The sequence below is a fragment of the Pseudomonas putida genome (assembly GCF_022627325.1).
GTDB classification, from domain to species: Bacteria; Pseudomonadota; Gammaproteobacteria; order Pseudomonadales; family Pseudomonadaceae; genus Aquipseudomonas; species Aquipseudomonas putida_X.
The window spans coordinates 393,428-406,028 of the sequence record NZ_JAETZZ010000002.1; the positions used below are offsets into that span (position 1 = coordinate 393,428).

Consider the following 12,601-nt stretch of genomic DNA (forward strand, 5'->3'; position numbering starts at 1 on the left):
ACCCCGAACGCCACCCTGCGCCCGAGGCAGGCGGTTGCGCCCCAGGAAAACAGCGGCGACATCAATCCAAGGAGCCTGCATGTCAGAACGCAGCAACAGCGAGGTGAAGTCTTGCGACTCTGCCTGGTCGGTCTTTCTGATTTTCCTGCGCCTGGGGCTGACTTCTTTCGGTGGCCCGATTGCCCACCTGGGCTACTTTCGCGAAGCGTTGGTATCGCGCCGCCAATGGCTCAGTGAACGCAGTTACGCCGAACTGGTCGCCCTGTGCCAGGTGCTTCCCGGCCCGGCGAGCAGCCAGGTCGGGATAGGCCTTGGCCTCTCACGCGCAGGTTTTGCGGGCGCGGTGGCAGCCTGGGCAGGCTTCACATTGCCATCGGCCATCATGCTGATCCTGTTGGCCCAGGGCATCTCGGCATGGGGCGGCGGCGTCCCTGGTGGTTTGCTGCACGGCCTGAAGATCGTTGCAGTCGCGGTTGTCGCCCAGGCGGTGTGGGGCATGGCACGCAGCCTTTGCACCGATGTTGCGCGTGTGACCATCGCCTTGTGCGCCACCTGCGCGGCGCTTGTGTGGCCCACTGCGATAGGGCAGATCGGCGTGATTATGTGTTCTGCCTTGGCAGGCTGGGTGCTGTTCAAGTCCACGCCACCTCCGGCAGCGGAAAAACTACCGTTTGCAGTCAGCCGCAAAACCGGCCTGATCGCGCTGACAGTGTTCTTCGCTCTGTTGCTCGGGCTACCGCTGCTGGCCCAGGTCTGGCCGTCGCAGGTCCTGGCGATGGTGAACGCCTTCTACAGCGCAGGCTCACTCGTCTTCGGTGGCGGGCATGTGGTGCTGCCGCTGCTGCAGTCGGCGACAGTGCCCAATGGCTGGGTCAGCAACGACACCTTCCTGGCGGGTTATGGCCTGGCACAGGCGGTACCGGGGCCCCTCTTCACCTTTGCGGCATTTCTGGGGGCATCCATGACCGTGCAGCCCTCCGGCTGGGTGGGCGCTACGGTCTGCATTCTGGCCATTTTCACTCCCTCCTTCCTGCTGGTGGTCGGCGCCTTGCCCTTCTGGCAAACACTGCGGCACAGCGCGCGTAGCCAGGCCGCGCTGGGTGGTGTGAACGCAAGCGTGGTAGGGCTGCTGTTAGCCGCCCTGTACCACCCGGTCTGGACGAGCGCCATTGCCAGGCCATCGGACTTCGCTTTTGCGCTCACAGCCCTCGTGGCCCTGATGTTCTGGAAGATGCCACCCTGGCTGGTGGTCCTGGGCTGCGGCCTGTGTGGCTGGCTGCTTACTGCAATGCAAACGCCAGGGTAGCTGCCAGCCCGCCGCTGGCCCTGTTCTCAAGGCGCACCTGCCCGCCCAGGCGCTCGGTGATGGTAGCCACGATCGAGAGCCCAAGCCCTGCCCCATTGGGGCTATTGCGGCTGTAGAAGCGCTCGAACACCCGCCCGAGGTTGGCCTCGTCGATACCCGGCCCTTCATCTTCGACAACCAGTTCGAGGCGATTGGCCAGGCGCTTGAGTGATACGGTGATGCGCCCACCGGGCGGTGAATGCTCCACTGCATTGGACACCAGGTTCTGCAGGGCGATGGCCAACGCACCAGCATCGATCAGCAGACCGTGGTCACCCTCGCTGATATCCAACGAGGGCTCCAGGCCGCGATCCAGTATCCAGGGTGTGAGATCCGCCAGCACATCGGTGACCACTTCACTCAGGTCGACAAGGGCGGTGGGACGCTGACCGAGGCGCGGCTCGACACGGGCCAAGGTCAGCAACTGGTTGACTACCCGGGTCAGCCGGTCCACACCGCCAATCAGAAAGCCCAAGGCTTTCTGGCGCTCGGCATCGGTAGTGGCGGCTTGTGCGTTTTGCGCATGCAAGCGCAGGATCGCCAGCGGGGTGCGCATCTCATGGGCGGCGTCTGCGATGAACCGATGCTCGCGCCGCAACAGGTCCTCGATCTGCGCCAGCAGGCGGTTGATGGCAGCCTGCATGGGTTCCAGTTCGGTCGGCAACGGCACCAGTTGCAAAGGCTCCAGGGAGTCGGCATGGCGCGCACGAATCACATCGGCCATGTTCTGCAACGGCCGCAATCCCCAGCCGATGGCTGCCCAGACCAGCACTACCAGGCCCAGGCTGCCGAGCAGAAACGGTAACAGGGTATGGCGCACGATGCGGTCGATCAGGTCGTAGCGTACATCGTCGCGCTCACCCACCCAGATCACCCACTGCTTCTCGGGCACCGGTAGAACAAAGCCACGCCATTGCTCGCCACCGCTGGCGAAATCATAAAAGCCAGGGGCCGTGGGCGGTGCGTCGAGCGTCGGCGCACTGGGCGTGTGCACCAGCAGCCGTCCTCCCTCACCCCATACCTGGAACGCCAGCTTGCTTTCATAGGGGTGGCCCACGCGATGGCGCCCGGCCTTGCCCAGCGCTTCGTTGAACGCCCGATACAGTTTTTCGCGATTGCCATCCTGCACCGGCAGGTTCATGACACCCTGCAGCAGCCGGGCATTCTGAGCCATGTGGGCATCGTAGACTTCGTTGATCTCGCGCCGGCTGTCGTGATAGTTGTACAGCGCCAACAAACCGGTGCCGAGCAGCATCAGCGCCATCACCCGCCACAGCGTACGCTGGCGCAGCGAGCTCATACCTTGCCCTCGACCAGATACCCGATACCGCGCACCGTGCGGATCAGGCCGTTGAACAGCTTCTTGCGCAGGTGATAGATGTTCACTTCCAGCGTGTTGCTCTCAGGCTCCTCGTCCCAGCCGTACAGCAGCTGGGTCAGCCGCTCACGGGTGAACACCTTGCCCGGTTGCGCCAGCAGCTCGTGCAGCAGCCGATACTCCTTGGGCGTCAATACCACAGGTACGCCGTTGTAGTGCACCTGCTGAGTGGCAGGGTCAAGGCTTACGCCTGCGTGCTCGATGAGCACCGTGGCCCGGCCGGCACTGCGCCTGAGCAGGGCGCGCAGCCGAGCCTTGAGCTCATTGAGGTCGAAGGGCTTGACCAGGTAGTCGTCGGCACCGGCATCCAGGCCGATGATGCGATCCTCGGTGGCATCGCGCGCGGTAAGGATCAGAACCGGCAGGCTGTCGCCCCCCGCCCTGACCCGTCGCAGCAACTCGATGCCACCCAGGCGCGGCAGGCCGAGGTCGAGGATCACCAGGTCGAACATTTCGTTTTGCAGGGCATGCAGCCCGCTCAGGCCATCGCGCAACCAGTCGAGGGTATAACCCTCCTGGCGCAACCCGTCGCAGATCCCCTCACCCAGGGCGGTATCATCCTCAACCAGCAGCAGCCGCATGTTCAGTCCTGTTTGTCCTTGATGGCCTTGAGTAAAGCATCGATATCACTGCGCCGGCCTTGGTCGGCCAACTCGCGCCCCGGGCGTGGCGGCGCCTGCCGGGCTTTTTCCAGGGCGGCAGTGGCCTGCGCATAGCGCTTTTGCCGGAACAGATGATCGGCCCAGAAGTAGTTGCTGTCGATACCATTGGGGTTGATCTGCAGCGCCTTGCGCAACAAGGTGTCGGCCTTGTCGCTGTCACCAAAACCGATAGGCCAGCCGGGCACCTGGTCATACAAGGTACCCAGGCTGGTATACGCCGAGCCCTGCAGGGCACGGGGGTCGAGTTTGATCGCCTCTTCCAGGCTGGCCTTGGCCGACTTGACCTTGCCCAACGCCCCCAGCCCGCCAATGGCACCTGCCCAACTGCTGTTGATGATGCCCTCCCAGATCAAGGGTTCGGCCGAGCCAGGGTGCTGATGAACCAGCGTGGAGGCGTCGCTTGCCAATCTCTCGAACGCCTCGGCGCGCTTGCCTTCAGGCATCTGGTACTGAATCTGCGCCCAGCGCTGTTGCAAGTCAGCCAGTTGTTGGCTGCCAGCCTGGTCCAGCGCCCAGGTGAGCGGTGCGAAGGCCAGCAGGCCAGCGATGAACAGACCTTTCATTTGAGCGACTCCTTGGAATGACTGGCGATGTATCGATGGATCACCGGCAGTTGCTTGCGCAGCGCACGGTCGACCACACCGGGCAACATGCCGTTGATGCGCACGAAGAGCTTTTCCGGCCACCCCAGGTACAGCTCGTTGCGTTCAGACTGCACGGCCTTGAGCACCGCGCGGGCCACATCCGCAGGGTCGTCCATGCCGACCTTCAGCGCCTGGTTGAGCGCCGTGGCGGCAGTGCTGTTCATCGCGGTGCGGGTTGCCCGGGGTGCGGCGTACATGACATTCACCGAGGTATCGGCCAGCTCCCGGCGCAGCGCCTCGGAGAAACCGCGCAGGGCGAATTTGCTGGCGCAGTAGGTGGCGTAACCTGGGTAACCGATCGAGCCGTAGGTGGAGCCGACGTTGACCACCATCGCCCGGGGTTGTTCGCGCAGCAGCGGCAGGCACACACGGGTCAGTTGCACCGCGGCTTTGAGGTTGATGTCCAGCAGTTCGTCCAGCGCCTGCTCGTCTAGTTGGTCAAGCAGGGCAAAGCGGTTCACGCCTGCGGCATTGATCAGGACGTTGACGCCCCCCATCGCCCGGGCGCGGGCAAGCACCTGTTCACGCCCCTGATGGCTGCGCAGGTCGGCCGACTGCCACAGCAGCCTGTCGTGGTAACGGTTCATCAGGCCGGCGAGTTTGCCCATCTGCCGGCTCACCGCCAGCACCCGGGCACCGGCTGCGCACAACTGTTCGGCCAACTCCAGGCCGATGCCTCCGCTGGCGCCGGTGAGTATCACTACGCACTCAGGCAAGCGCATGACGCACCTCATGCAGGCCCGCACGCGGCAGCCCCAGGAACATGTCGGTATACAGGCGGTAAACCACTTTGGCCGCATGGATCACAGCGCGCTGGTCATCAGCGTCATCAAGGCGGTCCATCAGGCGCTTGTAAGTGACCATATGGTCCTGGTCCAGCGCACCGTGGGAGCTGAGGTAACTGAAGGCCCGGTCCGGCAACGCCAACGTGCTCTGGATCGTGCCGGCAGCCTGGGTGGCCAAAGCAACGCTGGTGCCTTCGAGCACGTTGACCATGCCAAACAGCCCGACCGGGTTGCCACGGGCGATCAGGTCGTAAAGGTACGCGACCATCAGCTCGATCGGCAGTGCTGGCCGAGCGTCACGCACCGCTTCCCAGTCACCGCCACAGGCATTGATGTCATTGAGGATCCACTGCTCGTGGCCATACTCCTCCTCGATGTATTCGCACACAGCGCCGCGCAGCCATTCCAGGCGCGAAGGCAGGCGCGCCCCGCACGCCATCATCAGCGGCACGGTGTGGCGTACATGGTGGTATGCCTGGGTCAGGAAGGCCACATAGCTGTCGAGGCTGACGTGGCCCGCCAACGCATCGCGTATGACCGGCACGGCGAACAGGGCCTGGCGCTCCTGGGTGGTTTGCAGTTGCAGCGTGTCGAAAAAAGACATGGCAGCCCTCACAACGGGATATCGGATAACAGGGAGTGGTAACGCCGCAGGATGGCCTCGCGTCGCGGGCGGCCGTTGGCGGTCAGGGTGTCGTCGGTACTGGACAGCGGGCACGGCAGGCGACGCCAGGCATGTACCTGGGCATAGTCCGGCAGCAAGGCATTGCACTGCTGTACGGCCTGGTCGATGAGCGTGTCGGGGGTGGCAGGGTCCAGCGGCCAGAGCAATGCCAGGTTCTTTGGCAGGGCCTCGCCATGCACGAACGCCTGGGCGATCACACCGCCCTGGGTCAGTTCGGCCTCGACCCATTCCGGGTTGACGTTGCGCCCGAAGCTGGTGATGAACTGGTGTTTCTTGCGGCCATCGAGGTACAGGTAGCCCTCATCGTCGAGGTGGCCGAGGTCGCCTGTAGCCCACCAGGTATCGCAGACGGGTGGTTCCTCCAGGTAGCCGAGCAACACTGAGCCCGCCACCAGCACCTCCCCGTCCTCGGCGATACGCACCTGCACATGGGGCAGCGGTTTGCCGACACTGCCCCGGCGGGTTGCGCCTGGCCGGTTCAAGGCCACCACCGAAGCGCACTCGGACAAGCCATAGCCTTCGAACACCGGCAGGCCGATCGCTTCGGCGCGGGCCAACAGGCTGGGCGCCACCCGGGCACCGCCGACCGCAACGAAGCGCAGCGCCCCCACCGGCATCAGCCCGCGCTCGATGGCAGTGATCAACCCCATCAGTAGCTGCGGCACCAGGATCAGGCTTTGCGCGCCGCTCAGGGCGATTGCCCCCAGCAAGCGCTTGAAATCGACCTGGCTGGCTCCCTCCATACCCAGTTGTGCCTGGGGATACAGCAATACACTCGCACCAGCCATCAGTGCGGCATAAACACCCAGGTTTTCCAGCAGCACACCCAGCGGCAGCACCACCAGGTAACGCTGAGGTTCACTGGGACGGCTGGCCACTTCCAGTTCGCGAGCTACGCGCAACAGGGCTTCGGCAGACAGGCACACGCCTTTGGGCTTGCCCGTGCTGCCAGAGGTGTAGGTGATCTTGGCGGTACCGGGCGGCAGCGCCGCAGTGGCGTCTGCCTCGCGAACCCAAAACCCATCCTGTTGGGCGAACCCAAGCTCAGCGAGCGGCGCGCACCATTGCGGGCCGCACAGCACATGGCTGGGGCCGCTCTGCGCGATGCAGTGGCTGAATTGGGCAACACTGAAGAACGGGGGCACGACCACGCAGGGGCGCTGGGTAAAAAGCGCCGCCAGATCCCAGAAGAGCAACTGCGGGCCATTATCCAGGGCCAGTACCAGCGTGCCTGGCGAACGCGTGCGCAAATCCTGGATGCGCAAACCCACTTCTGCCAGTAGTTGCCTGAACGTGAAGCGCTCTGTCGAATCTTGTACGGCGATTGCGTCACCGTGGTCGCGGGCATACGAGACCAACAGCTGATGAAAACGCTCCAGCTCATGCGGCATGGCCAGTTTCCTCAACAACCATTGGCAAGCCCAGGCGCTGGAACACCCCTGCCCTGCTCAAGGCATCGAAGCCACTACCGATATTGCCGGCAAAGACTTTCGGGTGCTGAGCGTAGTAGGTCCCCCACTGGTCCACCTGCCCGTTCAACCGGGCTGGGTCGGCCGACGCCAGTACCGATGGCACCAGCCCCAAGCGCTGAAAGCTGTTGATCAATGTCGTCGCGCCGGTGAACGCCACCCACCTCAAGCCGCGCAGGGCCAGCAACCAGGTCACCGCGATGATCATGATCCGCGCGCTACCGGCACTGAGCGCGGCCAGGTTGCCGACTTCGACCATGCATGCGCGCTCAAGGGTGCAGCCCGCCACGCGTGAAACTGCAGCTTCCAGCGGTTCATCCAGGTAGTGCTCCAGAAACAGCGGCCCGCTGCTGGCCGGGCGCATGCCTGCGGCAGCGACCAACCGCCCCTGGCTGTCATGCAACGCCAGCAGTTCGGGCAGGTAATGGTGCACATCAGCGTGATGCACGTTGGCAAAACACTGATGGATGAAATGCTCGAGCTCATCACGCCCCGGGTCCTTGTGCAGATGAAGCGACAAGTGAGCCTGGTGGTCGACGTGGCTGCCGATAGGCAATGGGAGCAGGCTGCTCCACTGAGACTGGGTCATGAGACTCCCCCCGTTTGGGCTTGATGGGGTGAGTATCTGTGGTCAATCTGAAGGTAATCTGAAGTTACGGAGATGACCTGCGTTGTTGGGCTGCTCCCCCACCATCGCCATCGGCGGCAAGCCAGCGCCTAATTGGCAGGTGGGTGATCTTTATCAATCCCCTGCTGATTTTCAGTTGTAGAACCGACACGATGGCCATTACCGGCCACACTTCTCTCAAAGCCGCAGGGGAGCCGTCGATGCTGACCGTCACGCTGATCAACGCGCTGGTCGTGGTGCTGGTGGTGGTGATCCATTACGAATGCCTGCTGCGCCTGAACGACTGGCTACCGCGGCTCAAGCTCTGGAGCCGGTTCCGCATCGTCATCGGTGTGCTCGGCGCGCTGGTGGCCCATGCACTGGAAGTCTGGTGCTTTGCCCTGGCCTATTACCTGATGGCCAGTACCGAAGGCTGGGGCACGCTGAGTGGCAACTTCGACGGCACGTTCATGGACTGCGTGTATTTCTCGTTCACCACCTATACCACCATCGGTTTCGGCGACATCACGCCCAGCGGCGAGCTCAAATACCTCACAGGCCTGCAGGCACTCACGGGGCTGGTGATGATCACCTGGACGGCCTCCTTTCTGTTTCTGGAAATGCAGAAATACTGGAAGGCCAAGTAGCGAGGCGTGGGCCTATCAACCCGGCAATTGACAACGATCAAGCGCGCCAAAGGCAACGCGTTGAAACTGAACCTCCTTTGAACACCCGCAAACTGTAAGGAGGCTTGCCATGGCATCCGCCGAAACACCCCGCCCACAAGCAGCACCGGCATTTCCTGCGACCACCGGCGAACACTGGATCGAAGCACTCGACAATGGCACCCATGTGCTGATCAGGCCCTTGCAGCCCAAGGATCGTGAACGCGAAAAGCACTTCATCGAACGCTTGTCTCCTCAGTCGCGCCACTTCCGTTTTCTGTCCCAGCTCAAGGAGCCTGGGGAAGCCCTGCTGGACCAACTGATGGTGGTCGATCAGGACCAGCATATGGCCTATGTGGCCCTCGCGCATGTCGACGGTGAGCTGCAGGAAGTCGGTATCTCCCGCTACGCCACCGGTGCGGATAACCAAGCATGCGAATGCGCCGTTACCGTGCTCGACAGTTGGCAGCGTCACGGCCTGGGTACATTGCTGCTCCGGCACCTGATCGACCACGCACGGGCCAAGGGCCTGCGCCAGATGTATTCGATCGACGCCGCGGCCAATCTGGCGATGCGCGACCTGGCCCAGGCGGCTGGGTTTACCACTGCCAGAGACCCGGACGACCCAAGCCAGGTGATTCACCGGCTATCGCTGGCCTGAGGCGGCGCTGCGGCGGTAGCCTCGGGCAGCAGATCCAGTTGCTCCAGGCACCGCCGCTCATCAGCCTCGGTCAGCCCTTTGAAAGCGCTGACCTCCAGCAACGGCGTATTGAACAGCGCCAGCCGAAGGACACCATTGCGCTCCAGAAACGTCTGCGCCAGGCACTGACAGACGGGCTTGGCGATCAACGCGGCGAGCGCTTGGTCCTCTGGCAGATCGACCTGTGCCTGCAGGTTGGTCTCGCATCCGCTGACGATGCCTTGCACGGAGCGGCTGGCGAGCCCTAGTGTGCCGACGCCCAGCATCGCCAGCAGTAGCAACATGCCCAGCAGAATGTTCGACTCTCTGGCCACATCCCGGACAATGGCAAGCCTTGCCTGCCAACCGGTGGCCTGCCCGGAAAAAATAGTGGTGCCCACTGTTTTCTTGAAAACCCGGTGCACGCCCAACCCGACCGCCGCGCTCAGCGTCAGCAGCGTCAGCGCAATGGCCGGCTCATGCATCGGCAGGCGCCAGGCTGGGCCCAGTACCTGGTAAACCGAGGCGGCAATGACCAATGTGGCGATGGCCGCGATCCACCCAATGCTGCCCTTGGGCCGTCTTGCCCAGGCGCTTAGCCTGACCCTGGTTTGCATGTTCATGAAAGCCTCCAGCCCCGGGTCAACGCACAGGGTCTATGGCAACGGTTTCCATGTGCTCGGGCACGCACACCTGCCAGCCGAGCTCAAGGCTTATCCGCCGACGCAAGGTGTCCGCAGCATGCGGTTCGCCATGAATGACGTAGGTTTGCCGCGGTGGCCGGGTGAAACCGCGCAACCACTCCATGATTTCGTCCGCGTCGGCATGGGCCGACAGATTGTCCATGGCGAAGACGTGCGCGCGAATCGGCACGTCTTCGCCATGCAGGCGCACGCTGCGCGCCCCGGCAACGATATCGGCGCCCCGGGTCCCACCCGCCTGAAAACCAGAGAACAGGATGCTGTTGTGCGCATTGGGCGCCAGCGCTTTGAGGTGATGCAACACCCGCCCCCCCGTGGCCATGCCGCTGGCGGCAATGATCACCGCAGGTTCGCGCAACTGGTCCAGGCGCCTGGACTCATCGACCGTGCGGATGATCTGCGTACCCTTGCACATCTGTGCGCATTCCAGCGCCGTCAGGCGGTGCTCACGCCTGAACTGCTGGTACAGGGCGGTGGCATCCGTCGCCATCGGGCTGTTCAGGTACACAGGGATGTCGGGTATCAGCCCGTCACGCTTGAGCCTGTACAGGTAGTACAGCAACAGTTGCGCACGGCCCACCGCAAATGACGGCACCAGCGTGATGCCATGGCGCAGCAGGGTCTGGTTGATCACGTCGGCCAGGTAGCGTTCCGGGGCTTGGGCGGGGTGTGAGCGGTCACCGTAGGTCGACTCCACCAGCAGCACATCGGCCGCACCGATCAGCTCGGGTGCACGCATCACGGGATCGTTGGGCCGCCCCAGGTCACCTGATGACACCAGCGTCTGACCATCCACCGTCAGTTGCACGGTCGCCGCGCCCAGAATGTGCCCGGCCGTGCGCAACAACAGTTCGACACCCGGTGCGATCGGGGTACGCTGGTGCAACTCGACGGGCCTGAACAGCTGCAGCGCACGTTTGGCATCCTGATCGGTGTACAAGGGCCGGGCCGGCGAATGCTTGGAATAGCCATGACGATTGGCATGGTCGGCCTGTTCCTCCTGCAATCGGGCGCTGTCGAGCAACAGGATTTCAGCAAGGGCACAGGTTGCCGGGGTGGCATACACAGGCCCGCTGAAGCCCTCGCGCGCCAGCACCGGCAGGTAGCCGCTGTGGTCCAGGTGGGCATGTGTGAGCACTACCGCATCGACCGCCCGCAGCGCCGCCGGCAGTGGCTCCCAATTACGCAGGCGCAGTTGCTTGTAACCCTGGAAGAGCCCGCAGTCGATCAGCACCCGTGTCGAATCACGCGTCAGCAGGAACTTGCTGCCCGTCACTGTGCCCGTACCGCCGAAGAAGGTCAGTTGCATGGTGGCGGCTCCCAGGTGTCGATCACGCAGGGGTGAACGGACAGCACGCTGCACGGTGGGTCGCTCACAATGCGCTCGGTGGTGTCGCCCAGCAGCTTGCTCAACCCCCTGGGCTGCACAACCCCCACAACCACCACGTCGATGTCCAGGGCCGCCACTTGCTCGCGAATCACTTGTACTGCCCCTCCTTCCTTGAAGTGCCGGCAATCGTGGGGCACACCTTCGGCATCGGCTAATGCATCGAACGACACCTGCAAGGCATCTCGCATCTCCTCGACCCAGGTCTGCGTCACCAGCATTTCTGGGGCGAACACACCCGCCAGGTCATATGCACCCAGCAGATGCAACTGCGCATCGCATTGCAACGCCAGGGCATCGGCTGCACGGATGAGGGCGCGATTGAACAACATCTGGTCATGGGGTTCATCGTGCAGGGCGGTGTCCACGGCGACCAGTATGCGTTTTGGCAAGGACGCGGCTGCCCGAGGTACGTAATGCAGCAAGCACTGGCACGCTCGCAGCAGCGCGCAGTCCAGTGGCGTGGCGAAAAACCGGGCCAGTGCCGGTGTTTTTTCGGTGTCCTTGATGACCATATCGGGCTTGAGCTCGCGGATGTAATCGGCGGCCTGCTCGCGCAGGTCTTCTGCCTTGACGGTATCGAACGTCAGGCAGGCATCGCTGGGCCGGTGACGCTCGACCAATGCCTCGAGCTGCTCGCGATAGCGCCCGTATTGGCGCTGCATCTCGGCTTCGTTCAGCTGTTCCTGGCGTAACGCATGGTCCGCGTGTGGCGCGAACAGCCCAACGATATGCACCGCTGCGCCGCTGACATGCGCCAGGGCAAGCGCCCGGCGCAAAGCCGCCGAGTGCGGGTCGATGTCGGTAAGCAGCACCAGCAGTTGTCGATACTGACCCATGGGAAACCTCCGGCCGCACGCGGCGATGGCAAGTAACATCGATATTCGAACCCCCTGCCATAGCGCGTTTGATGCAGATCAGAAAGTCACCACTGGCGCACCAAGTTGATCAATGTCAGAACCCTGACGCCGTCTCACGGTACAACCGGTACAGCCCACGTTGGTCGAGCCCTCTGGAGGCCCTATGAACAAGCCGTTGCTGGAAACCGAAGATTCAAGCGAGCACTGGGTCGACACCCTTGCTGACGGCACAGCCGTGCTGATTCGGCCGCTGCGTGATGATGATCACGAACGGGACCGGCGCTTTGTGAGCACGATCAGCCATGAGGCCCGCCGTTTTCGTTTTCTCGCCGGGCTCAGCGGTGGCTTGCCCGGCCTGGACGCGCAGCTGATGCCGGTCGACGGTCACCAGCACATGGCCTACGTAGCGCTGGCCCATGACAATGGCCAGCTGCATCAGCTTGGCGTCAGCCGCTATGCCGCAATACCGGGCAGCCACAATTGCGAATGCGCCGTGGCTGTCGACGAGCGCTGGCAGCGCAAGGGGCTGGGCAAGCTGTTGCTGCAGCACCTGATCGCGGCGGCACGGCGCAATGGATACCAGTGCATGGTGTCCAGGGACCTCTCGAACAACTACGCCATGCACCGGCTGACCAAGGCGCTGGGGTTCACCTCGCGCTACCTGGGCGGCGATGTCAGCGAAATCCTTCATGAACTTGACCTGCGCAGGTGAAACAAGGCCCTTGCGGGCCTTG

At 63.4% G+C, this 12,601-nt stretch carries 14 protein-coding genes; 4 read left to right on the forward strand and 10 right to left on the reverse strand.

The features are described from left to right. Positions 1 to 79 precede the first annotated feature (79 nt). Entirely contained in the window at positions 80 to 1,306 is a 1,227-nt protein-coding gene (chrA, locus tag JNA92_RS05620; protein WP_241803773.1) for a chromate efflux transporter, read from the forward strand. Here the strand turns inward: chrA and JNA92_RS05625 are convergent. Genes JNA92_RS05625 through JNA92_RS05655 form a run of 7 tightly spaced genes read right to left on the reverse strand, consistent with a single transcriptional unit; the run spans position 1,281 to position 7,557 of the window. Continuing rightward, complete coding sequence (locus tag JNA92_RS05625) at positions 1,281 to 2,645, reverse strand: sensor histidine kinase (RefSeq protein WP_241803774.1); 1,365 nt, start codon at positions 2,643 to 2,645, stop codon at positions 1,281 to 1,283. The genes chrA and JNA92_RS05625 overlap by 26 nt on opposite strands. After that, complete coding sequence (locus tag JNA92_RS05630) at positions 2,642 to 3,304, reverse strand: response regulator (RefSeq protein WP_241803775.1); 663 nt, start codon at positions 3,302 to 3,304, stop codon at positions 2,642 to 2,644. The genes JNA92_RS05625 and JNA92_RS05630 overlap by 4 nt, the downstream gene beginning before the upstream one ends. Positions 3,305 to 3,306: 2 nt before the next feature. Continuing rightward, entirely contained in the window at positions 3,307 to 3,948 is a 642-nt protein-coding gene (locus JNA92_RS05635; RefSeq protein ID WP_241803776.1) for a hypothetical protein, read from the reverse strand. Further along, positions 3,945 to 4,751, reverse strand: a complete 807-nt coding sequence (locus tag JNA92_RS05640; protein ID WP_241803777.1) for an SDR family oxidoreductase — start codon at positions 4,749 to 4,751, stop codon at positions 3,945 to 3,947. The genes JNA92_RS05635 and JNA92_RS05640 overlap by 4 nt, the downstream gene beginning before the upstream one ends. After that, entirely contained in the window at positions 4,738 to 5,418 is a 681-nt protein-coding gene (locus tag JNA92_RS05645; RefSeq protein WP_241803778.1) for a TenA family transcriptional regulator, read from the reverse strand. Before JNA92_RS05645 ends, JNA92_RS05640 begins: the two co-directional genes overlap by 14 nt. A gap of 8 nt (positions 5,419 to 5,426) precedes the next feature. Next, entirely contained in the window at positions 5,427 to 6,890 is a 1,464-nt protein-coding gene (locus JNA92_RS05650) for an AMP-binding protein (protein ID WP_241803779.1), read from the reverse strand. Further along, on the reverse strand, positions 6,880 to 7,557 hold the full coding sequence (locus JNA92_RS05655; protein WP_241803780.1) for a thermostable hemolysin: 678 nt from the start codon (positions 7,555 to 7,557) through the stop codon (positions 6,880 to 6,882). Before JNA92_RS05655 ends, JNA92_RS05650 begins: the two co-directional genes overlap by 11 nt. Before the next feature lie 239 nt (positions 7,558 to 7,796). On the opposite strand from JNA92_RS05655, the gene JNA92_RS05660 reads away from it, so the two are divergent. Both JNA92_RS05660 and JNA92_RS05665 read left to right on the forward strand, forming a co-directional pair. After that, complete coding sequence (locus JNA92_RS05660) at positions 7,797 to 8,222, forward strand: potassium channel family protein (RefSeq protein WP_241803781.1); 426 nt, start codon at positions 7,797 to 7,799, stop codon at positions 8,220 to 8,222. Between the two features lie 109 nt (positions 8,223 to 8,331). Next, on the forward strand, positions 8,332 to 8,901 hold the full coding sequence (locus tag JNA92_RS05665; protein WP_241803782.1) for a GNAT family N-acetyltransferase: 570 nt from the start codon (positions 8,332 to 8,334) through the stop codon (positions 8,899 to 8,901). Here JNA92_RS05665 and JNA92_RS05670 read toward each other — a convergent pair. Genes JNA92_RS05670 through JNA92_RS05680 form a run of 3 tightly spaced genes read right to left on the reverse strand, consistent with a single transcriptional unit; the run spans position 8,880 to position 11,846 of the window. Continuing rightward, a complete protein-coding gene (locus tag JNA92_RS05670) occupies positions 8,880 to 9,542 on the reverse strand; it encodes a hypothetical protein (RefSeq protein WP_241803783.1) in 663 nt (220 codons plus the stop codon). The genes JNA92_RS05665 and JNA92_RS05670 overlap by 22 nt on opposite strands. A gap of 19 nt (positions 9,543 to 9,561) precedes the next feature. Next, positions 9,562 to 10,929 (reverse strand): MBL fold metallo-hydrolase RNA specificity domain-containing protein, encoded by a 1,368-nt coding sequence (locus JNA92_RS05675; protein WP_241803784.1) that lies wholly within the window; start codon positions 10,927 to 10,929, stop codon positions 9,562 to 9,564. After that, positions 10,920 to 11,846, reverse strand: a complete 927-nt coding sequence (locus JNA92_RS05680; protein WP_241803785.1) for a universal stress protein — start codon at positions 11,844 to 11,846, stop codon at positions 10,920 to 10,922. Before JNA92_RS05680 ends, JNA92_RS05675 begins: the two co-directional genes overlap by 10 nt. A 184-nt stretch (positions 11,847 to 12,030) precedes the next feature. On the opposite strand from JNA92_RS05680, the gene JNA92_RS05685 reads away from it, so the two are divergent. Then, complete coding sequence (locus tag JNA92_RS05685) at positions 12,031 to 12,579, forward strand: GNAT family N-acetyltransferase (protein WP_241803786.1); 549 nt, start codon at positions 12,031 to 12,033, stop codon at positions 12,577 to 12,579. The last annotated feature ends 22 nt before the right edge of the window (positions 12,580 to 12,601 follow it).

Coding starts and splice junctions, on each gene's coding strand:
- JNA92_RS05630 (WP_241803775.1), bottom strand. CDS start 3,304: ATGCGGCTGCTGCTGGTTGAGGATGATACCGCCCTGGGTGAGGGGATC.
- JNA92_RS05645 (WP_241803778.1), bottom strand. CDS start 5,418: ATGTCTTTTTTCGACACGCTGCAACTGCAAACCACCCAGGAGCGCCAG.
- JNA92_RS05625 (WP_241803774.1), bottom strand. CDS start 2,645: ATGAGCTCGCTGCGCCAGCGTACGCTGTGGCGGGTGATGGCGCTGATG.
- JNA92_RS05680 (WP_241803785.1), bottom strand. CDS start 11,846: ATGGGTCAGTATCGACAACTGCTGGTGCTGCTTACCGACATCGACCCG.
- JNA92_RS05640 (WP_241803777.1), bottom strand. CDS start 4,751: ATGCGCTTGCCTGAGTGCGTAGTGATACTCACCGGCGCCAGCGGAGGC.
- JNA92_RS05675 (WP_241803784.1), bottom strand. CDS start 10,929: ATGCAACTGACCTTCTTCGGCGGTACGGGCACAGTGACGGGCAGCAAG.
- JNA92_RS05660 (WP_241803781.1), top strand. CDS start 7,797: ATGCTGACCGTCACGCTGATCAACGCGCTGGTCGTGGTGCTGGTGGTG.
- JNA92_RS05685 (WP_241803786.1), top strand. CDS start 12,031: ATGAACAAGCCGTTGCTGGAAACCGAAGATTCAAGCGAGCACTGGGTC.
- JNA92_RS05635 (WP_241803776.1), bottom strand. CDS start 3,948: ATGAAAGGTCTGTTCATCGCTGGCCTGCTGGCCTTCGCACCGCTCACC.
- JNA92_RS05670 (WP_241803783.1), bottom strand. CDS start 9,542: ATGAACATGCAAACCAGGGTCAGGCTAAGCGCCTGGGCAAGACGGCCC.
- JNA92_RS05650 (WP_241803779.1), bottom strand. CDS start 6,890: ATGCCGCATGAGCTGGAGCGTTTTCATCAGCTGTTGGTCTCGTATGCC.
- JNA92_RS05655 (WP_241803780.1), bottom strand. CDS start 7,557: ATGACCCAGTCTCAGTGGAGCAGCCTGCTCCCATTGCCTATCGGCAGC.
- JNA92_RS05665 (WP_241803782.1), top strand. CDS start 8,332: ATGGCATCCGCCGAAACACCCCGCCCACAAGCAGCACCGGCATTTCCT.
- chrA (WP_241803773.1), top strand. CDS start 80: ATGTCAGAACGCAGCAACAGCGAGGTGAAGTCTTGCGACTCTGCCTGG.